Genomic DNA, 19,273 nt, shown 5'->3' with positions numbered 1-19,273 from the left:
ATGTGAAATTATGGCCTCGGTGAGGGGGCGCATCTGCGGCGCGCACCACACCATGGGAGGAAGACCCGCATCATGACCGCTCGCATTCTCGTTGCCGAGGATGAGCCTTTCATCATGGAATCGCTGAGCTTTCTGCTGCGGCGGGAAGGCTATGAGCTGACCGCTGTGCCAAACGGCACGCGCGTTCTCGATAGGGTGCAGGCGGAACTGCCGGACCTCGTCATCCTCGACGCCATGCTGCCCGGCAAGGACGGATTCGCCATTCTGGAAGACCTTCGTCGCGCCGATTTCGGCCAGACGCTGCCGGTGCTGGTCCTGACCGCCAAGGGACAGGAAGCCGACCGCAATCGCATGATGGCGCTGGGTGCCGACGCCTTCGTCACCAAGCCGTTCTCGAACCAGCAGCTTCTCGCCGAGATCGCCCGCCTGCTGAGCGCACGCAATGCGCAAGGGTCGGCGAAAGGGAAGCCGAACCATGGACCCTGACCGCAGCCGCGCCCCTTTCTGGACCGAAATGCGCTGGCTGGTTGCCGTGCTCGCCGCGATCCTCATGCTGCCGCCGGTGCTGCCGCTGCTCGACCGGCCGGTGACGGTGTTCGGCCTGCCGCTCCTGCCCGTCTATCTGTTCGCGGTCTGGGCCGTTGCCATCGCGCTGTGCGCCATCGCCTCGCGCCATGCGCTGCGCGCGTCCGGAAAACCGGACGGGCCGGGCTGATGCTTTCGCCCGCCCTGGTCCTTCTCGTGGGTGTCGCCTATCTGGCCGGTCTGTTCGTGATAGCCTGGCTCAGCGACCGTCAGGCAGCACGCGGCGGCCACGCCTTCATCAACTCGCCGGTCGTCTACACGCTGTCGCTTGCGGTCTACTGCACCGCCTGGACGTTTTACGGCGCGGTCGGCTCGGCGGTGCGCAACGGGCTCGAATTCCTGACCATCTATATCGGGCCGACCATCGTCTTTCTGGGCTGGTGGATCGTGCTGCGCAAGATCGTGCGCATCTGCAAGGGCCAGCAGATCACCTCGATCGCCGACTTCCTTTCCGCACGCTACGGCAAGAGCGCGACGGTCTCGGTCGTCGTCACGCTGATGGCGGTCACCGCGATCACCCCCTACATCGCGCTGCAGCTCAAGGGCATCGCCACCGCCTTCGAGGCGCTGGTCTATGCCGACGACAGCTTCGCGGTGCTGCGTCCGCAGATCGGCATCTGGGCCGATACCGGGCTGTGGGTGGCGATCGTCATGGGCGTGTTCGTGGTCCTTTTCGGCACGCGCACGCTGGCCGCCGACGAAAGCCATCCGGGGGTCGTCACCGCGATCGCCTTTGAATCGGTGGTCAAGCTCGTCGCGCTGATGCTCATCGGCGTGTTTGCGGTTCTGGCGCTCGGTCCGGGCGATCCCGGCGAGCCCAGCGCCGAACTGGCCGCCGCGCTCGCGCGGCTGACGGCCATCTCGGAAGGCGGCGAGGCGCGCTGGGCCGTCGTCACGTTCCTTTCGGCGGCGGCGATCATCTGCCTGCCCCGCCAGTTCCAGATCATGGCGGTGGAGAACCGCAATGAAAGACACCTGGCGACCGCCGCCTGGCTGTTCCCGCTCTATCTGCTTCTGATCAGCCTGTTCGTCGTGCCGATTGCGGCGGCGGGCCTGACCATGCTGCCGGCGACCGCCGATCCCGACCTCTACGTCCTGTGGGTTCCGATCGCCGCCGGGCGCGAGGAGCTGGCCCTGTTTGCCTTCATCGGCGGGCTGTCGGCCGGCACGTCCATGGTCATCGTCTCCTCGATCGCGCTGTCGATCATGATCTCCAACCACCTGGCATTGCCGCTGCTGCTCAGCGGCCGGCTGGGCGGACGCATGCCGCAGGATCTCTCCCGCGCCATCCTGATCGTGCGCCGGCTGTCGATCGCCGGTATCCTCGCCCTTGGCTATGTCTACTACCGCACCGCGACCGGTGGCGGCGCGCTGGCCTCGATCGGGCTGATCTCCTTTGCCGGCGTGGCGCAATTCCTGCCGGCCCTGCTCGGCGCGATCTTCTGGCACGCCGCCAACCGTCATGGCGCCATTGCCGGACTGGCGACCGGCTTCGTCGTCTGGGCCTACACGCTGGTGCTGCCCAGCCTGCCGGTGCCCGCGCTCGAACCGCTGCTCGTGGACGGCCCGTTCGGCATCGCCGCGCTCGCCCCGACCGCCCTGTTCGGCGCGACGGGGTGGGACCCGCTGGTCCATGCCACGTTCTGGAGCCTTCTCGCCAACACCGCCGCCTTCGTGCTCGTGTCGGTGTCGACCCGCACCAATCCGATCGGCCAGCTTCAGGGCGCGATCTTCGTCGATGTCTTCCGGCGGCCGGCCGCGGACGGCGAGCCGGTGCTGCCGCGCTCGGCCTCGGTCGAGGATCTGCGCCGCGTCGCCGAGCGCATCCTCGGCCCGGACCGTACCCGCCAGGTGTTCGACAGCGAGGCCCAGATGCAGGGCCGGCCGGGCCGCGACCCGCTGCCGGACGCCCACTTCATCACCCGCGTGGAACGCGCGCTCGCATCGGGCATCGGTGCCGCTTCGGCGCGCCTGATGGTCTCGCGCATTGTCAAGGGGGCACCTCTGACCGTCGACACGGTGATGGCGCTGCTCGACGAGACGCGCGCCGCCATCCGCTACAGCCAGGAGCTCGAACGCAAGTCCGCCGAACTCGAGGAGACCGCCGAAAAGCTCAAGGAGGCCAACGAGACGCTGCAGCGGCTCGATCAGATGAAGGACGACTTTCTCAGCCGGGTCAGCCACGAACTGCGCACGCCGATGACCTCGATCCGCTCGTTCGCCGAACTGTTGTCGGAGGCCGAAACGCTCGACACGCCCCATTCGCGGCGCTTCATCCACATCGTCAAGCAGGAGAGCCAGCGCCTGACGCGGCTGCTCGACGAAATCCTCGATCTGAGCGCCATGGAAAGCGGCCAGATCGCCTGGCATCTCGAACCGGTCGAACTGCGCGACCTGCTGCGCGGGTCGGTCGACACCATGATGAGCCTGGCCGAGCGGCGCGGCGTGGCGGTCGATCTCGACCTGCCGGCAAGGGCGGTCTGGGTCAATGCCGATCCGGACCGGCTCAAGCAGGTTTTCCTCAATCTTCTGTCCAACGCCATCAAGTTCGCCGACACCCCCGAACCGCGGGTTCTCGCCCGCATCGAAAAGCGCGCCGGCGAGGCGGTCGTCGAGGTGATCGACAACGGGCCGGGCGTCTCGCCGGCCCTGCGCGACAGCCTGTTCTCGAAGTTCGGCCGCGACTGGCTCAACAATGCCGGCGATCGCGGCGGCTCGGGCCTGGGACTTGCCATCTGCCGCCAGATCGCCGAACGGCTGGGCGGCACGATCACCCTGGCCGAAACCTCGGCTGCCGGATCGTGCTTTCGGCTGAGCCTGCCGCTGCAGCATGTCGAGGGCAGGGTTTCGGCCGAGCAGCCGGCAGCGGTAGGCGCCGTGGCCGCCCGACCCTCCCTGGCCGTCAAATGACGTGTGCGACGGAACGGGACGGAACCGGCCTTGCGCCGATTCCCCGCCTGGCCGTATCTGGGCGCAGGGCCGGCTGCCGGGTGCACCGGCCGGGGGAACAAGGCAGGAGAGCACCATGGACTTCACCAACCGCACCGCGATCGTCACCGGCGGCGCGCAGGGCATCGGCGAGGCCGTCGCCGCACGGCTGGCAGCGGGCGGAGCCCGCCTGGCGATCTGGGATCTCGACCTCGATCTGGCCGAACGGACCGCGCAGCGGCTCGGCGGCGGCGCCATTGCCGTGCGTGTGGACATCGGCGACTGGAGCTCGGTGCAGGCGGCCACCGCGCAGAGCGCCGACGCGCTGGGCAGGATCGACATCATGGTCAATTCGGCCGGTATCGCCGGCGCCAACGCCACCGTCGAGGACTATCCCGTCGACGAGTTTCGCCGTGTCGTCGACATCAATCTGATGGGCACGTTCCACGTCAACAAGGCGGTCGTGCCGCATATGCGCAAGGCCGATTACGGGCGCATCGTCAACATCGCCTCGGTCGCCGGCAAGGAAGGCAACCCCAACGCTTCGGCCTATTCGGCCTCCAAGGCCGCGGTGATCGGCCTGACCAAGTCGCTGGGCAAGGAGCTTGCGGGCGCCAATATCGCGGTCAACTGCGTCACCCCCGCCGCGGCGCGCACGCGCATCTTCGACCAGATGAAGCAGGAGCATATCGACTACATGCTCTCGAAGATCCCGCGCGGCCGCTTCCTGGAGGTCGGCGAGGCCGCATCGATGATCGCCTGGCTGTGCACCGAGGAGAATTCGTTCACCACCGGGGCGGTGTTCGACCTGTCGGGCGGCCGCGCCACCTATTGACCGGCGGGACGATCAGAACTTGTAGCCGAGCCGGAACGACAGCTCCGAAAGCTGCGCATCGATCGTGGTGTCGTTGAAATTGGTGTAGGTGTAGTAGTTGTACTGGGCGCCCGCCACGATGCTCCGCGTCAGCAGGACATCGAGGCCGAAGCCGAACACCGCGCCCCAGTCATCGCCCGCCAGATTGGTGGTGCCGTGGGTCAGCCCGGCCGTACCGTAGATGTGGACCCGATCCCGGGCGACGCCGGCGCGCAGCTTGGCGGCGAAGACGTTCTCGACGACCACGCCCGAGCCGTCGGTGAACATGTTGTCGTGCCTGGCATAGGAGACCTCGACGCCGCCCACGAGCGCGCCGAACTGCTTGTTGGCCGCCGCATACACGCCCATCACATCGCCATCGCCCTCGGCATGCAGGCGCAGCGTGTTGTTGTAGTCCTGCATCCAGCTATAGCCGTAAAGAACGCCGAGCTGGACGCCTGTCCAGTCCGCATCCTGCTTGTCCTCGCTGGCAAGCGCCGGACCGGCCGCGACACACAGCGCAAGCACGCTGACCGCCAATAAACGCATCTGTTGGTCTCCGCCTCAAGGGCTTCCGGCCAACCGCGGAACCCGCGCCCGATCCGAAGCCGTGACACATGCAATCGTCGGTGCGCGGCTCGCTGTCGAACGAACCGCATTTGCGCCCGATGGTTAACGGCGATGGTAAGCCGATGTGGTTGCCATAGCGTAAACGCGCGCGGAAGTTATCCGGCGGCGACCCGCTCGGCCTCACCCGCCGGCGGGGGAGCGACGATCGACGCGCCGGCCAGGCGCCTGAGGATGAAGGAGTTGACCTGCTCGCCATGCAATGGCCGCGAGAAGTAAAACCCCTGCACCTGGTCACACGCGATGGCTGTGACGAAATCGAGCTGATCGGTCGTCTCGACGCCTTCGACGGTGATGTTGATGCCCAGATTGTCGCCGAGCGCCGCGATGGCGCGCAGGATCTCCCTGGCGCCCTCGTTGTCGCTGAGATCGCGCACGAAGGACCGGTCGATCTTGAGCCGGTCGAAGGGAAACTTCATCAGGTATGACAGGCTCGAATAGCCGGTTCCGAAATCGTCCATGACCACGGCGCAGCCGAATTCCTTCAGCGCCATGAGCTTGGAGAAGACATCGTCCGTTTCCTCGATCAGGAGGCTTTCGGTGATTTCGATCGACAGCCGGCCCGGATCGAAGCCGGTCTCGCCGACGATCGTCTTGACGTCCGCCACGATGTCCGAACGCATGAAGTGGGTCGCGGCGATATTCACCGAAACGCTGACCTCGTCGGGCCAGCTCATTGCCGCGCGGCACGACTCGCGCAGGGTCCATTTTCCGATCTCGACGATCAGGTTGGATTGCTCGGCGATATGGATGAACTCGTCCGGCGGGATCTCGCCGCGGATCGGATGCTCCCAGCGGATCAGCGCCTCGACCGACGACACCCGCCCGGTCTGCGTGTCGATCATCGGCTGGTAGCGCAGCCGGAATTCGCTTTCGTCCAGCGCCTGGTGCATCTCCTGTTCGAGGATGCGCCGTTCGCGCTGCTCGAAATCCATCTGCGCCTCGAAATAGCGGAACACGCCGCGGCCGTCTTCCTTGGCGCGATAAAGGGCCAGGTCGGCATTGCGCAGGATCTGCTCGGGCTGGGTACCGTGCATCGGTGTCAGCGCGATGCCGATGCTGACGCCGATCCACAGCGTGTGCCCGTCAATGCGGTAGGGTTCGAGCACGCTGGCGATCAGCCGCGAGGCGAGCTTCGCGGCGAGAACCGCATCGTTCTGGTTGTGCAGGATGATGGCGAATTCGTCGCCGCCCAGCCGTGCAACGCAGTCCTGCTCGCGCACCTGGCCGCGAATCCGGTTCGCGACCTCGATGAGCAGCTTGTCACCGACCGGGTGACCATAGGTGTCGTTGACCAGCTTGAACTTGTCCAGATCGAGAAACAGCAGCGTGAATGCGGTGCCGTAGCGCTCCAGAGTGCGCACCGACGCATCGAGCCGTTGGGTGAAGCTGCCGCGGTTGAAGAGGCCGGTGAGCGTGTCGGTGTGGGCCAGTTCGTTGATCTGCCGCTCGGCCCGTTTTTCGGCGGTGATGTCCGAACACGTGCCGATGAAGCCGGTCGCCTCTTCGTCGACATGACGGGGCTTGCCCGAAAGGCGCCACCAGCGCTGCCGGCCATCGAGATTGACGACGATCTCGACGCCGCGAAAGGCGCGGTTCGCCGCCATGGCCTGCGAGAGCCTGGCAAGCCCGGTATCCTGGTCGTCGGCCTTGCCGCCGATCACGGTAACGAATTGACTGCCGACGATCGCCTCGCGGCTCGTCCCCAGCGCATCGCACAAACGCGGCGAGATGCGGCTGGTTGCACCGGCGGCATCGCTCTCCCAGTACCATTCCGACGCCGTCTCCTGGTAGTCGTCCAGAAGATGATTGATGATTCGCGCCTGCTGCTGGTTGCGCGCATGCGTGGCCAGCCGCGAGGCGAAGGCGGCCGCGAACTGCCGGCTCATCCAGGGCAGGAACACGACGTACAGGCCAACCAGCGCCAGGAACATCGGTCGCGCCTCCGGCGAGGCTGCCTGCAACAGGCCCGCCCCGGCAAGCAGGCCGCTGGTCGTCACGAAGACCACCATGGCCGGGGTCAGCGTGGACAGGTGGAACGTCGTCACCAGCACCCCGCCGGTCAGCACCACGCCGAAGGCAAATGTGGTCTCCGCATCGCGCATCGGAAAGATGGCTATCGTCAGCAGGCCCCAGAAGCAGCCGAGCAGCGCGGCCAGCAAGACCAGGCTTCGTATCACGCGGTCATCGTCCGGTGCGGCGCGACCATCCTGCCGACGATTGAGCCACCAGATGAATGTGGAGGCATGCGCGATCGAAAATCCGGCAATCAGCGCGCAGACCCTTGCAAAGCCCGGCTCGCCCGCCGTCTGGTAAAGCAACAGCCCGGCGGCGAAAAACGACAGCGCGACCATGGCCGGCGTGCGCCGGCCGATCTCCTCGATCTGTGCGGCGACCAGCTTGTCGTGCTCAAGTCCGGTTGCACAATGGCCATCGCCCAGCACGCGCTTGAGCCGGTCGATCGGTCCGATTTTCGATACGTTCATGAATTCCGCCCCCAATGCCCCTAGGGTAGCGGCGAGCGGTTAAGCATTGGTTGCCCGATTGCATCGGCACCCGAAGACAACCGTGCACTAGCGTGATTGGTGGCCATTCCACGCAATTGCGTAACCTTCGCTTTACCCTTGATCTTAAACGGCTTTTCATCCGCCGCGTGCTATTGGCCTTTCGTTACAACCAAACGGGGCGACAACAATGCATGACTTCACCGACCACCCTGGCGAAGCGATTCCGCTCGATGCGCTGACCGGCAGCCTGCGCGATTACCGCGCCATGCGCGGCACCGACATGCTCGGGCGCACCGACGGGTTCTACCACTGGCAGGACGTTCGCCGCCGCGCCGATCTCTGGCCCTACGCCAAGTCGACCGCGACCGCGCCGCGCACGCACTGCTCTGCCAAGTCCGATGCGGGCCATCCGATCAAGGGCGTCAACTTCGCGTCGCAGGACTATCTGAGCCTGTCGTCCCATCCCGACGTCAAGCATGCCGCGATGGAGGCGATCCAGGAATATGGCGTGCACAGCGCCGGCTCGGCGGCGCTTCTGGGCAATACGCGCCACTCGCTGCGGCTCGAACAGCGCATCAGCGAATTCCTCAACGGTCGCCCGACCGTGCTTTATCCGACGGGCTGGTCCGCCGGCTTTGCCGCCATTCAGGGCTTCGTTCGGCCCGACGACCATGTCGTCATGGACGTGCTGGCCCATTCGTGCCTGCAGGAAGGCGCGCGGGCGGCGACCCGCAACATCCACTTCCACGGCCACCTCAATGTCCGCGCCATGGAACGTCGATTGCAGAAGATCCGGGCAAACGACACCGACAACGGCATCCTGCTGGTCACCGAGAGCCTGTTCTCGATGCATTCCGATACGCCGGACATAGCGGCCATGCGCGCCCTGTGCGACGAGTACGACGCGGTGCTGCTGGTCGACTGCGCCCATGACTTCGGCGCCATGGCCGATGACGGCCGCGGTCACATGAGCCTGCAGAACGTGCTCGACGATGTCGACATCATCATCGGCAGCTTTTCCAAGACATTTGCCTCCAATGGCGGCTTCATCTCGGTCAAGGACCGCGCCTCGGCCGAATACCTCAAATACTATTCGGCCACGCAGACCTTCTCCAACGCCCTGTCGCCCGTTCAGGCGGCGGCCGTGCTCGCGGCGTTCGAGATCGTCGACTCCGAGGAGGGCTGTCGCCGCCGGCGCAAGCTGATGGACAACATCCTGTACATGCGCGCGGAAATGACCAAGGTCGGCCTTGAAACGCTTGGCGACCCGTCCGCGATCGTGCCGGTGCGCGTGGGCGCCGAGGGCCTGGCCCGCATCGCCTCGCGCGAATTGTCCAACCTGGGCGCCATCGCCAATCTCGTCGAATATCCGGCCGTGCCGCAGGGCGGCGCACGCTTCCGCGTGCAGGTAATGTCCGATCACAGCTTCGACGATGTCGACCGGCTCGTCGAATTGATGCTGAAGGCCATGCGCAGCGCGGAAAAGCAGTATCTGACGCTTTGCGACGCCCATCCCTCGCTGATGAAGAACCAGCGCAGTGCGGCCATGGCAGCCGACCTGGTTCGGGATGCGGCCTGATGATGGCGGATCGGCCCCGCCGGCTGCTGGCCATCGACGATGACGTGTCGTCGGCGGAACTGATCGTGCGCATCGCCGAGCGCTGTCGCTACGAGGCGTTCGCGACATCGGACTCGCGCGGGGTCATGAATCTGGCCTCCGCGCTCAAGCCCGACATCCTGGCGATCGACATCTGCATGCCGAACCTCGATGCCTGCGACCTGTTCGAGCTTCTGTCGTCGGCCGGCTATTGCGGCCGGATCCTGATCGTCAGCGGGCAGCGGCCCGAAGTGCTCGAGCAGACGCGCCGGCGCGCGCTGAGCCTGGGGCTGGACGCCCCGCACGCCATCCGCAAGCCGATCGACATTCCTGTGCTGCGCAATCTGCTTCTGACCACCGAGATCAGGACCGCCGCCTGACAGGCGGCGGCGCGTCACCGGCCTTGCCGAATTGTCCCGTTGTGCCCCGCTGCGGCATCGCGGGCCCATGCATGCGTGACGATGCCGGCCATCGCCGATCCGGGCGCACCGGCGCGCCGGCTCGACCATGGCGCATGAATACCGACGCGATGGGCGGTGGCGCGTTGAACGGATTTCAGCTGTGCAGCGCCTGGTTCATCTTGCCCAGAAGGCGCGGCAGGTCGACCGGCTTGGTGTCGAAGTCGGCGCACCCGGCGGCAAGCGCGTTCTGGCGATCGGTCTCGAACGCGCTGGCGGTCAGCGCGATCACCGGAATGCCGGCCATGTCCGGGATCGCCTTGATCTGACGCGTGGCTTCGCAGCCGTCGATGCCCTCGCCGAGCCCGATATCCATCAAGATGATGTCGGGCTTGACCTCCCTGGCACATTCCACGGCGGTTTCCCCGTCGACGGCGAAGCGGATCGTGAAGCCGCGCTTGCCGAGCCGGCGACCGATAATGTCGCGATTGACCGGATGGTCTTCGACGATGAGCACCGTCGTCATGGGTTCTTGCCTCCAGTCCTTGCTATGCCGCGACGTCGCTGAGATGGGCCCGCAGGATCCTGCGCAGCTTGGCCGTATCGACCGGCTTGCTGATGAAGCCGTCCACGCTTTGCGGTGCATCGGCCTTCGGATCGTCCATGATGCTGACCATGACGACCGGCACATGGGCGGTCGAGGGATCCGATTTCAGCGAGCGGACCACCTCCCAACCGTCAACATCGGGCATCAGCACGTCGATCAGCATGAGCATCGGCTTGATCGTGCGCGCGAGCTGCAGCGCCGATCCCGGATCGGTGGTCAACACCGGCACGAAATCCTCCTTGCGCAGCAACCGGTCCATCAGCTCCAGATATTCCGGATCGTCATCGACGACGAGCACGGTGCCCTTGCTGGTCACCGGTATCGGCGCGCTGGCCGCAAGCCCGCTCTCGGCGTCCCGCAGCCGGCGCAGATCGGAGGCGGCCTCGCGAAGTGTCTCGTCCACCTGCTCGTGATCCATTTCGGCCGACGCCTGGGTCACCATGACAGGCACGGTGATGGTGAAGGTCGATCCCTCGCCCAGCGTGCTTTCGGCCTGGATGTCGCCGCCCATCAGGCGGCAGAGGTTCTTCGACAGCGACAAGCCCAGTCCCGTGCCTCCGAACTTGGCATTGATGGAAGCATGCGCCTGGGTGAAGCTCTGGAACAGGCTGCCCAGCGCCTCCTCGGAGATGCCCACGCCGGTATCGTGCACGGCGATCGACAGCATCTGCCGGCCGCCCTGATCTTCGAACCGGGCGACCTCCACGGTGATCTTGCCGTTCTGGCAGAACTTGGCGGCATTGCTCAGAAGATTGAAGATCGCCTGGCGCAGCTTGGTCAGGTCGAGATGCGCCTCGCCGATCCGCTCGGGCTTGATGACCTCGAACACATTGGTGTTCTTGGCCGCCAGCGGCCGCGCCGTGATCTCGATCTCGCTGATCAGATCGTCGATGTTGACGTCCTCGAGATAGAGTTCGGTCTTTCCCGCCTCGATCTTGGAGATGTCCAGAATGTCGTTGACCATGGACAGCAGGTGCTTGCCCGCCGCGCTGATCTTTTCGAGGTCGGCGATCTGCTCGCCATTGCCGTCCAGTTCGGCGTCCTCCAGAAGGATCTCGCTGTAGCCGAGCACCGCGTTGAGCGGCGTCCGGAGTTCGTGGCTCATCTTGGCCAGGAACTCGGACTTGGCCCCGTTTGCGCGTTCGGCCTCGTCACGGGCGCGGTCGGCCTCGTCCTTGGCCTGCTTGAGATCGTCCAGCGTCGACTGATGTCGTTCGATCTCCTTGAGAAGCTCGGATTGGGAGTCGACCACCGAAGTGTAGTAGCTCGCCATGAAGAAGATGTACAAGGTCGCGCAAAGCATCGAGATCATGGTCACATCGACCATGTCCTCCAGCGGAATGTGCTGCGGAAACGACTTGTTGGCCAGATAGAACGCATAGAAGACGGCCAGGCCGATGATGATCTGGGCGAAGATCGCAAGCGAGGTGCGCAGGCCCGACCCCAGATAGAAGAAGGCGAGCAGTGGCACCACCAGGAACCACATCAGAAGCGGCGACGATACGCCGCCGAAATGATACGAGGTCAGCAGGATCGCGAAATTCAGGTTCAATACCGACGTGATCGCCAGCAGTTCGTAGCGTCTCGGGAAGAACTGAAGTGCCAGCGGAAAGAACCAGAACAGCGTGACCGAAAGGCCCAGAATATGCACGTGCGGCCAGGGCGCCGGATCGTTCAGGAACAGGTAGATGGTGATCGGATGGCCGAGGAAGGGGCCGAACAGGTGACTGATGATGAACATCCGCACCCGCTTGTAGACCTTCATGTCCGCGCGCAGATGGTCCGGCGTCAGCGCCTCGGTCCACCTGTTGATCATGTTCACAAAGAAATTCATCTGACCGCCCCGCCAGCCTCAAGCGTTCACATCTCGTTCACTTTGGCCCTTCGGCTCAAGTCTTCCATCAAATTGTAAACATTCGCTTAGGCGGCCTTTTCGCTTTCCGCGCTATCATCGCGCCGGTTTCGACAAAGGGACATGGGGCCGATGACTGCGTTGAATACGATCATTCCTGTCGCCGTGCCGACGGCGCCGGTCGGCGTGCCGGCCGCTTCGCCCGCATGGGGCGAAACGGTGCGCTTCGCACCGGCAAGACGCGCCGAAGCTGACAAAGTCAGTTGCCTGACCAATCAGATCTTCCAGCTTGTTTCGCGGTCCCTCGATGGTCCGAAGGGGATCGATCCTGCAAGTTTCATCGCCGCCTTCGGTGCGCTTGCCGGTTACAGCGCCCGCTGGATCGTGCATCGGCAGATCGCCGCCGGACACCTTGCCGACGATTTCGCCACGCCGCGCGGAATCCGGCGTCCGGGGGTTGTCGTCTCGGCCCATGTGGACCGTCATGTCCACGACATGACCGGGCCGAGTTTCGCCTCGACCTTCGTGCCGTGCATGTTGGCCTCCGGCGCCGACTGGCTGCCGCAGGTCAATGCGATGATCCAGCACAATTTCATGGCCATCGATTCGCCGCGCTATCCCGACTACACCGTGGCCGACAGGTTCATCCCGCAGATCCCGCCGCAGACATTGCTGATGATGCTCTGGCAGAGCACGGTGACCTGCCTGCAGGCGACCGAGGGGGCGGAGACCCTCGCCCAGGCCGCACTCGCCGAAGCCGCCGTCAAGGCCGCCAAGATGTATGCCGGCAAGGTGCCGCTGGCGGTCTCCGGCCAGTTGGCGCTGGAGACGGCGATCGCCATGTCGAAGCTCGACTACGGGTTCTGAACGGGCCCGGCCGGACTTGCGGTCAGTCCGCGTCCTCGCCCGCGCCGATGGCGAAGGCGCCCACGGCGGTTCCGTCATCGGCATCGAAGAGCAGCACCCGCATGCGGCCGTCCGGATCGGTGCCGCGCAGCGCGATCGTGTCCGTGCCGATCGCCGTCTCGACCACCGAGAAGCCGGCGGGCACTGTCAGCGTGCCGGTGGCGATGCCGGGCGTGGCGGCCTCGCTCATCTGCCAGACGATGGTCCCGAGCACGGCGAAGATGCCGATGAACATGATCCCGATCGACACGGCCAGCAGACGCACCATCTTGCGGCGCACCCGCTCGGCCGCCGGATCGAGCGGCGCTTCCTCGGTCAGCTCGGGTGGCAATTGGTTCATCGGCTTCCTATTGTGCGTTCGGCCTGAAACATGCCGGTCATTGCAGACGTGCCGAGCCCTACAGACGATCGCGCCAAAAGAAAAGACGTCATCGCCACGCCCGCCGATGCGGGCGAGCGCCTGGACCGATGGCTTGCCGCCGGTCTCGGCGGCGCCGTATCGCGCAGCCGCATCAAGAGCCTGATCGAAGCGGGCGCGGTCACGCTGAACGACCAGGTCGTCCGCCAGACCAGGCGCCGCATCGCCGCCGGCGACCGGGCGAGCCTTTGCCTGCCCGAACCGGCCGACGCGGCGCCCGAAGGCCAGGCCATCGCTCTGGATGTGCTGTACGAAGACGCCGCCATCATCGTCATCGACAAGCCCGCCGGCATGGTCGTCCATCCCGCTGCCGGCAATCGCGACGGCACGCTGGTCAATGCGCTGATCCACCATTGCGGTGACAGTCTTTCGGGGATCGGGGGCGTGCGCCGGCCCGGCATCGTGCACCGCCTCGACAAGGACACGACCGGCGTCATGGTCGCCGCCAAGACCGATTCCGCCCACCAAAGCCTGGCCGCCCAGTTCGCCGACCATGGCCGGACCGGCCCCATGCAGCGCGTCTACCGGGCGCTCGTCTGGGGTGCGCCGGACCGCATGCGGGGCACCATCGCCACCCATCTGGGCCGTTCGCGCACCGACCGCAAGAAGCAGGCCGTGGTGTCCGAAGGCCAGCCCGATGCCCGCCGCGCGGCGACGCATTACGCCGTTGTCGAGCGTTTCGGCCCGGCCGAAGCGCCGGTCGCCTGCCTGGTCGAGTGTCGCCTGGAGACCGGCCGCACGCACCAGATCCGCGTGCACATGGCCCATATCGGCCATCCCGTCCTCGGCGACGGCCTTTACGGCGCCTCCCATGCAAGCAAGGCGCGCGCCCTGCCCGGTCCGGCCGCGGCCAGCGTCGCCGAGCTCGGCCGGCAGGCCCTGCACGCCGGGCTTCTGACGCTCGCCCACCCCGAAACCGGCGAGATCATGACGTTCCGCGCCCCATTGCCCCGGGACATGGCGCAAGTCGTCGCGCAATTGCGCCGAATCTGAGCGCACTTGAAACCACTGGCGCCGATAACCATTTATTCACCAAATCCGAACGAAACCGGATGAGGCGCGTACGTGCATGATATGGCGTGCGCGCCTTCTGCTCGCCGCAATGTCGTGGGAGCAAACAAGGGAGAAGGGGTGCATATCATGGCCCAGGAAAACACTTTGCCGAGCCTTGCCGGAGGCAGTGGCGGCCTCGCCCGCTACATGGAAGAGATCCGGCGCTTTCCCATGCTTCAGCCTGACCAGGAATACATGCTGGCCAAGCGCTATCAGGAGCATGGCGACACCGATGCGGCGCATCAGCTCGTCACCTCGCATCTGCGCCTGGTGGCCAAGATCGCCATGGGCTATCGCGGTTACGGCCTGCCCATGGGCGAGGTCATCTCCGAAGGCAATGTCGGCCTGATGCAGGCCGTCAAGAAGTTCGATCCCGAGCGCGGATTTCGCCTTGCCACCTATGCGATGTGGTGGATCAAGGCCTCGATCCAGGAATACGTCCTGCGCTCGTGGAGCCTCGTCAAGATGGGCACGACCGCCAATCAGAAGCGGCTGTTCTTCAATCTGCGCAAGGCCAAGAGCCGCATTCAGGCGCTCGGCGACAGCGATCTCAATGACGACCAGGTCCAGAAGATCGCCACCGACCTGCAGGTGTCCGAGGACGATGTCCGTTCGATGAACCAGCGTCTTTCGGGCGATGCCTCGCTGAACGCGCCGGTGCGCGCGGCCGAGGGCGAAAGCGGCCAGTGGCAGGATTGGCTTGTCGATGAAGGCGAAAGCGCCGAGGACATGCTGATCGAGGAAGACGAACTCGATCACCGGCGCGCCATGCTGCGCCAGGCCATGGACGTGCTCAATGACCGCGAAAAGCGCATCTTCCAGGCACGCCGTCTGGCCGAAGAACCGTTGACGCTCGAGGAGCTGTCGGGCGAGTTCGACATCTCGCGCGAGCGCGTTCGCCAGATCGAGGTTCGTGCTTTCGAAAAGGTCCAGGCGGCCATGGTCGCCGCCGCGGCCGAACTCGAAGCCGGCCCGCGACAGCTCGAGCACGCCGGCTGACCGGCGGCCTGCGCCGGCCGTCACTTTCGGCACATGCCGATTCCATCAGGCACGGCCCCGGCGTCATGACGTCGGGGCTCTTGCCTGGCCGCATTCGGGTCCGAAGCGCCGCTATCCGTCCGGCAGCGGGTTTTCCTGCCAGGCGTTGAACACCTCGGTGAAGACGCGTTCGCCGGCAATGCCCTTTTCCAGCGTTATCAGCGCCCGCCGGCCGGTGACGTACTGCATCGGGATGTCGATCCAGCCCTGGCTGCGCATCAGCGCGACATTGGTGTCGACGGCGGTCTGCGCGTCGGTGAGCGCGATCAGGAAGATGTTGGTGTCGAGCGGCGCCGGCACGGCGATCAGCGCGCTGCCGGGATCCTGCTCGGTGTCCTTGAAGGTGATCCGCTGAACGTCGGCAATGCCGCGCCCGTCAAACGTCTCCGGCACGGTGAAGAACAACTCGATGATGTGGCTTGCCGGGAAGGTTCCGTCGCCGTTGCGCCGAATGGTCAGCTCCAGATTGAGGCCAAGGTCCGGGATCGTCGATTCCGCCTTGATCGCCGGCTCGAGCGGCAGATCGCCGCCGGGCGACTCCTGGCTCACCGACCAGATCGTCGCGCCCTGCATGGCCGTACCGGCCTCGGTGCTGGTGCGCTCCTCATAGAAGATCGTGCGCTGGCCCACCGGAATGTCTGCCTCTCCGGTCTGACCCTGAGACTGGGCGTCGTTGTCCAGCAGCGCCGTCTGCCCGGCCACCGAACTTCCCTCGCCGACGCTGGTCGAGCCTTCCGCCGGACCTTCGTCGATCTCCCGGCCGTCCTCGGTGAGCCGCTGGGTGAACTTCTCGACCGTCTCGCCATTGCGGCCGGCGTCCACCGTCTCGGTCACCGGTTCGGTCGGCTCGACCGGTTCGACCGTGCGCGCGGGCCCGGCACCGTCGGCCGCCGTTTCGGTTGCCGGCTGCGAGCCGGTCGCGGTCTCGATGCCGTCCCCGCCCTGGACCACGAAGATGAAATAGCCCACCGCGATGGCCGCGATCAGCGCCAGCGCGCCAAGCGTCGGCAGCAGCCATCCCAGCCCGCCGCCGCTCTTTTCCGTTTCGTCGGCGTCATTGGCGGCAACGGGCATCTCGCCGGCCACATCGACGCGCGGCGGATCGGGAACGCCGGCCGCGCCGATCGCGGGTTCGGCGTAAAGACCGGGCGCGCCCGGCTCGTTGCGCCCGTGGCCGAACAGCGCGTCGGCGGCCTCGTCGGCATCGCTGCTATCGTCCGCACCGGCGCCCTGTGTCGCCGGCTCGGCCTCGGCATAGCGGGCCTCGGTCTCGGCGATGGCGTCCTCGAGCTTGGCGAACTGACGGTCGATCGCCGCCTGGGGCGGCCGTTCGGCCATGGCGTCGATCTGGCGTCGCACGGTCTGCCGCGCCTTCTCGTAGACCTTGGCGCGCGTTTCCGGCGTCGTCTCGCCCATCTTGTCGAGGGCCTTTTCCAGAATCGCAGCAAAATCTGCCATGAATTCAATCCGCTATGCGAGCCGTTGCAGTCAACGAACCTAGACTTGAAACGGGTCGGTCACAAGTATGGTGTCGTCGCGCTCCGGCGATGTCGACAACAGCGCCACCGGTGCGCCGATCAGTTCTTCGATATGGCGGACATATTTGACCGCCTGGGCGGGAAGATCGTTCCACGAGCGCGCGCCGGCGGTGGTGCCCTGCCAGCCCTCGAGCGTCTCGTAGACCGGCTCGAGGCGCGCCTGCGCGCCCTGGCTGCCGGGCAGGTAATCGATCCGCTCGCCATCGAGTTCATAGCCCACGCAGACCCGGATCTGCTCCATGCCGTCGAGCACGTCGAGCTTGGTCAGCGCGATGCCGGTGATGCCGTTGACCGCCACCGCCTGGCGCACCATCACCGCGTCGAACCACCCGCAGCGGCGCTTGCGGCCCGTGACGACGCCGAACTCGTGCCCGCGCTCGCCCAGATGCCGACCGACCGCATTGTCCTGCTCGGTCGGGAACGGCCCCTCGCCGACGCGCGTCGTATAGGCCTTGGTGATGCCCAGCACATAGCCGATCGCGCCGGGTCCGAGCCCCGCCCCGGTCGCCGCCTGCCCGGCGACGGTGTTCGACGAGGTCACGAACGGATAGGTGCCGTGATCGATGTCCAGAAACGTGCCCTGGGCACCCTCGAACAGGATGCGGGCCCCGGCGCGGCGCTTCTCGTCGAGCACCTTCCAGACCTTGTCGACATAGGGCAGGATCGCCTCGGCCACGCTCGACAGTTCCTCCATTATGTCGCCATGGCCGATCTCGGGCTGGCCCAGCCCGCGCCGGAGCGCGTTGTGGTGTGTCAGCAGGCGGTCCACCTTGGCGCCGAGGCTGTCGAGGTTCTTGAGGTCCATCACGCGGATGGCGCGGCGGCCGACCTTGTCCTCATAGGCCGGCCCGATGCCGCGCCGCGTCGTGCCGATCCTTGTGCCCGAATTGGAGGCGGCGTCCTCGCGCAGCCCGTCCAGTTCGCGATGCACCGAAAGGATCAGCGCGGTGTTCTCGGCAATGCGCAGATTGTCCGGCGTGATCGCCACGCCCTGACCGCGCAGCCGGTCCAGTTCGTCGACGAAGGCGTGCGGGTCGAACACCACGCCATTGCCGATCACGCTCATCTTGCCGCCCCGGACAACGCCCGAAGGCAGCAGCGAGAGCTTGTAGGTCTTGCCATCGACCACCAGCGTATGGCCGGCATTGTGCCCGCCCTGGAACCGCACCACGACATCGGCGCGCTCCGACAGCCAGTCGACGATCTTGCCCTTGCCCTCGTCGCCCCATTGCGAGCCGACGACCACGACGTTGGCCATGCACGATACTCCCCAGCCTTCAGCCCTTTTTCGCGGCGTCTATAGCCCTGCTGCGGCGAAAGTGCGATAGCCGCAAGCGGCAACCATGTCAGCGGCCGGTTTTTTCCCTGGAAATACCGGGGGGCCACGGGTCATGGCGTGGGCGCCAGCCGCCGATCAGCCGGAGACGCCATGTCAGCCGCCCGCAAGCCCGCGCCCGCCGGGTCCCAGTTCGCCTATGTCCTGCTCTTCTTCACCTCCCTGTTCTGGGGAGGCAATGCGGTGGCCGGCAAGCTGGCCGTGGGCGAGGTCTCGCCGATGACGCTGACGGCTCTGCGCTGGGTGATCGCCTTTTCGATCATGCTGGCCATTGGCGGCCGCCAGTTCTGGCGCGAACGCCATGCCGCCCTGCCGCGCCTGCCGCCGCTGTTCGCCTACGGCGCGACCGGATTTGCGACGTTCAACGTGCTGTTCTACGTCGCCGCCAACCATACATCGGCGATCAACATCGCCATCGAGCAGGCGGCCATCCCGATGTTCATCTTCATCCTGAACTTCCTGATCTTCAGGATGCGGGTGACGCCCGGCCAGATGGTCGGCTTCGTCATGTCGCTCGTCGGCGTGGCCATGGTTGCCTCCAATGGCAGCCTGGCGCGCCTGCTCGCCCTCGAGATCAACCGGGGCGACGCGTTCATGCTGCTCGCCTGCCTGGTCTATGCGGGCTATTCGGTCGGCCTGCGCTACAAGCCCGAACTGCACTGGAAGACGATGATGGTCGTCATGGCCTTTTCGGCGATGGTCGTCTCCTTCCCCTTCGCCTTCATCGAGTTGCGCTCGCCGCAGGGCATCGCGCCCACCGCGCAGGGCTGGCTGGTCATCCTTTATGCGGCGATCTTTCCCGCGATCATCGCCCAGGTCTTCTACATTGGCGGCGTCGACATGATCGGCTCGAACCGGGCCGGGCTGTTCGTCAACCTGGTGCCCGTGCTCGGCACGCTGCTGGCGATCGCCATCCTGGGCGAGGTGTTCGGGCTGCACCATGCCCTTGCCATGGTTCTGGTGATCGGCGGCATCTGGCTGGCCGAGCGCAGGGCCTCCGCCGCCCGGCCACCGGGCAAGTAGCGATCGC

The 19,273-nt window shown here is 65.8% G+C and carries 16 protein-coding genes and 1 pseudogene; 10 read left to right on the top strand and 7 right to left on the bottom strand.

Annotation, left to right across the window (positions count from 1 at the left end; genetic code table 11):
• Nucleotides 1–72 precede the first annotated feature (72 nt).
• The 4 genes from RBB34_RS08800 (at nucleotide 73) to RBB34_RS08785 (ending at nucleotide 4,348) form a co-directional block, all read left to right on the top strand.
• Entirely contained in the window at nucleotides 73–486 is a 414-nt protein-coding gene (locus tag RBB34_RS08800) for a response regulator (protein WP_306118832.1), read from the top strand.
• Nucleotides 476–715, top strand: coding sequence for a hypothetical protein (locus tag RBB34_RS08795; RefSeq protein WP_306118831.1), 240 nt, complete (start codon nucleotides 476–478; stop codon nucleotides 713–715). Before RBB34_RS08800 ends, RBB34_RS08795 begins: the two co-directional genes overlap by 11 nt.
• Nucleotides 715–3,495 carry a sensor histidine kinase gene (locus tag RBB34_RS08790; protein ID WP_306118830.1) on the top strand — a complete coding sequence of 927 codons (2,781 nt, stop codon included), beginning with the start codon at nucleotides 715–717 and terminating at the stop codon, nucleotides 3,493–3,495. The genes RBB34_RS08795 and RBB34_RS08790 overlap by 1 nt, the downstream gene beginning before the upstream one ends.
• Nucleotides 3,496–3,610: 115 nt before the next feature.
• Nucleotides 3,611–4,348: an SDR family NAD(P)-dependent oxidoreductase gene (locus tag RBB34_RS08785; protein WP_306118829.1), complete on the top strand. Its 738-nt coding sequence runs from the start codon at nucleotides 3,611–3,613 to the stop codon at nucleotides 4,346–4,348.
• Nucleotides 4,349–4,360: 12 nt separating this feature from the next.
• On the opposite strand, the gene RBB34_RS08780 is transcribed toward RBB34_RS08785, so the two are convergent.
• Together RBB34_RS08780 and RBB34_RS08775 are read right to left on the bottom strand one after the other, a co-directional pair.
• Nucleotides 4,361–4,915 (bottom strand): outer membrane beta-barrel protein, encoded by a 555-nt coding sequence (locus RBB34_RS08780; RefSeq protein ID WP_306118828.1) that lies wholly within the window; start codon nucleotides 4,913–4,915, stop codon nucleotides 4,361–4,363.
• Between the two features lie 176 nt (nucleotides 4,916–5,091).
• Complete coding sequence (locus RBB34_RS08775; RefSeq protein WP_306118827.1) at nucleotides 5,092–7,479, bottom strand: EAL domain-containing protein; 2,388 nt, start codon at nucleotides 7,477–7,479, stop codon at nucleotides 5,092–5,094.
• 208 nt (nucleotides 7,480–7,687) lie between these two features.
• On the opposite strand from RBB34_RS08775, the gene RBB34_RS08770 reads away from it, so the two are divergent.
• Together RBB34_RS08770 and RBB34_RS08765 are read left to right on the top strand one after the other, a co-directional pair.
• Nucleotides 7,688–9,079 (top strand): aminotransferase class I/II-fold pyridoxal phosphate-dependent enzyme, encoded by a 1,392-nt coding sequence (locus RBB34_RS08770; RefSeq protein WP_306118826.1) that lies wholly within the window; start codon nucleotides 7,688–7,690, stop codon nucleotides 9,077–9,079.
• 2 nt (nucleotides 9,080–9,081) lie between these two features.
• On the top strand, nucleotides 9,082–9,477 hold the full coding sequence (locus RBB34_RS08765; protein ID WP_306118825.1) for a response regulator: 396 nt from the start codon (nucleotides 9,082–9,084) through the stop codon (nucleotides 9,475–9,477).
• Nucleotides 9,478–9,652: 175 nt separating this feature from the next.
• Here the strand turns inward: RBB34_RS08765 and RBB34_RS08760 are convergent, their stop codons facing one another.
• Both RBB34_RS08760 and RBB34_RS08755 read right to left on the bottom strand, forming a co-directional pair.
• Nucleotides 9,653–10,021 carry a response regulator gene (locus tag RBB34_RS08760; RefSeq protein ID WP_306118824.1) on the bottom strand — a complete coding sequence of 123 codons (369 nt, stop codon included), beginning with the start codon at nucleotides 10,019–10,021 and terminating at the stop codon, nucleotides 9,653–9,655.
• A 22-nt stretch (nucleotides 10,022–10,043) separates the two neighbouring features.
• On the bottom strand, nucleotides 10,044–11,936 hold the full coding sequence (locus tag RBB34_RS08755; protein WP_306118823.1) for an ATP-binding protein: 1,893 nt from the start codon (nucleotides 11,934–11,936) through the stop codon (nucleotides 10,044–10,046).
• 150 nt (nucleotides 11,937–12,086) lie between these two features.
• Between RBB34_RS08755 and RBB34_RS08750 the strand changes: the two genes are divergently transcribed.
• Nucleotides 12,087–12,821, top strand: a complete 735-nt coding sequence (locus tag RBB34_RS08750) for a hypothetical protein (RefSeq protein WP_306118822.1) — start codon at nucleotides 12,087–12,089, stop codon at nucleotides 12,819–12,821.
• 223 nt (nucleotides 12,822–13,044) lie between these two features.
• Here RBB34_RS08750 and RBB34_RS08745 read toward each other — a convergent pair.
• A pseudogene (locus tag RBB34_RS08745) lies at nucleotides 13,045–13,161 on the bottom strand (fimbrial protein); the annotation flags it as partial.
• 69 nt (nucleotides 13,162–13,230) lie between these two features.
• Here RBB34_RS08745 and RBB34_RS08740 point away from each other — a divergent pair.
• Together RBB34_RS08740 and rpoH are read left to right on the top strand one after the other, a co-directional pair.
• Nucleotides 13,231–14,271 (top strand): RluA family pseudouridine synthase, encoded by a 1,041-nt coding sequence (locus RBB34_RS08740; protein ID WP_306118821.1) that lies wholly within the window; start codon nucleotides 13,231–13,233, stop codon nucleotides 14,269–14,271.
• Nucleotides 14,272–14,418: 147 nt separating this feature from the next.
• Nucleotides 14,419–15,330: an RNA polymerase sigma factor RpoH gene (gene rpoH, locus RBB34_RS08735; RefSeq protein ID WP_306118820.1), complete on the top strand. Its 912-nt coding sequence runs from the start codon at nucleotides 14,419–14,421 to the stop codon at nucleotides 15,328–15,330.
• Between the two features lie 111 nt (nucleotides 15,331–15,441).
• On the opposite strand, the gene RBB34_RS08730 is transcribed toward rpoH, so the two are convergent.
• Nucleotides 15,442–16,827 (bottom strand): hypothetical protein, encoded by a 1,386-nt coding sequence (locus RBB34_RS08730; protein WP_306118819.1) that lies wholly within the window; start codon nucleotides 16,825–16,827, stop codon nucleotides 15,442–15,444.
• A gap of 39 nt (nucleotides 16,828–16,866) precedes the next feature.
• On the bottom strand, nucleotides 16,867–18,165 hold the full coding sequence (locus RBB34_RS08725) for an adenylosuccinate synthase (protein WP_306118818.1): 1,299 nt from the start codon (nucleotides 18,163–18,165) through the stop codon (nucleotides 16,867–16,869).
• Nucleotides 18,166–18,336: 171 nt separating this feature from the next.
• On the opposite strand from RBB34_RS08725, the gene RBB34_RS08720 reads away from it, so the two are divergent.
• Nucleotides 18,337–19,266, top strand: coding sequence for a DMT family transporter (locus RBB34_RS08720; protein ID WP_306118817.1), 930 nt, complete (start codon nucleotides 18,337–18,339; stop codon nucleotides 19,264–19,266).
• Nucleotides 19,267–19,273: the final 7 nt, after the last annotated feature.

Source organism: Roseitalea sp. MMSF_3546 (genome assembly GCF_030732865.1).
Classification (GTDB): domain Bacteria; phylum Pseudomonadota; class Alphaproteobacteria; order Rhizobiales; family Rhizobiaceae; genus Roseitalea.
Note: the sequence above shows the minus strand (reverse complement) of the source record. Positions and strands in the feature narration are given on the sequence as shown.

Excerpts from the sequence above, each read along its gene's own strand:
- RBB34_RS08800 (WP_306118832.1), top strand. The coding sequence starts at position 73 with ATGACCGCTCGCATTCTCGTTGCCGAGGATGAGCCTTTCATCATGGAA.
- RBB34_RS08795 (WP_306118831.1), top strand. The coding sequence starts at position 476 with ATGGACCCTGACCGCAGCCGCGCCCCTTTCTGGACCGAAATGCGCTGG.
- RBB34_RS08790 (WP_306118830.1), top strand. The coding sequence starts at position 715 with ATGCTTTCGCCCGCCCTGGTCCTTCTCGTGGGTGTCGCCTATCTGGCC.
- RBB34_RS08785 (WP_306118829.1), top strand. The coding sequence starts at position 3,611 with ATGGACTTCACCAACCGCACCGCGATCGTCACCGGCGGCGCGCAGGGC.
- RBB34_RS08780 (WP_306118828.1), bottom strand. The coding sequence starts at position 4,915 with ATGCGTTTATTGGCGGTCAGCGTGCTTGCGCTGTGTGTCGCGGCCGGT.
- RBB34_RS08775 (WP_306118827.1), bottom strand. The coding sequence starts at position 7,479 with ATGAACGTATCGAAAATCGGACCGATCGACCGGCTCAAGCGCGTGCTG.
- RBB34_RS08770 (WP_306118826.1), top strand. The coding sequence starts at position 7,688 with ATGCATGACTTCACCGACCACCCTGGCGAAGCGATTCCGCTCGATGCG.
- RBB34_RS08765 (WP_306118825.1), top strand. The coding sequence starts at position 9,082 with ATGGCGGATCGGCCCCGCCGGCTGCTGGCCATCGACGATGACGTGTCG.
- RBB34_RS08760 (WP_306118824.1), bottom strand. The coding sequence starts at position 10,021 with ATGACGACGGTGCTCATCGTCGAAGACCATCCGGTCAATCGCGACATT.
- RBB34_RS08755 (WP_306118823.1), bottom strand. The coding sequence starts at position 11,936 with ATGAATTTCTTTGTGAACATGATCAACAGGTGGACCGAGGCGCTGACG.
- RBB34_RS08750 (WP_306118822.1), top strand. The coding sequence starts at position 12,087 with ATGACTGCGTTGAATACGATCATTCCTGTCGCCGTGCCGACGGCGCCG.
- RBB34_RS08740 (WP_306118821.1), top strand. The coding sequence starts at position 13,231 with ATGCCGGTCATTGCAGACGTGCCGAGCCCTACAGACGATCGCGCCAAA.
- rpoH (WP_306118820.1), top strand. The coding sequence starts at position 14,419 with ATGGCCCAGGAAAACACTTTGCCGAGCCTTGCCGGAGGCAGTGGCGGC.
- RBB34_RS08730 (WP_306118819.1), bottom strand. The coding sequence starts at position 16,827 with ATGGCAGATTTTGCTGCGATTCTGGAAAAGGCCCTCGACAAGATGGGC.
- RBB34_RS08725 (WP_306118818.1), bottom strand. The coding sequence starts at position 18,165 with ATGGCCAACGTCGTGGTCGTCGGCTCGCAATGGGGCGACGAGGGCAAG.
- RBB34_RS08720 (WP_306118817.1), top strand. The coding sequence starts at position 18,337 with ATGTCAGCCGCCCGCAAGCCCGCGCCCGCCGGGTCCCAGTTCGCCTAT.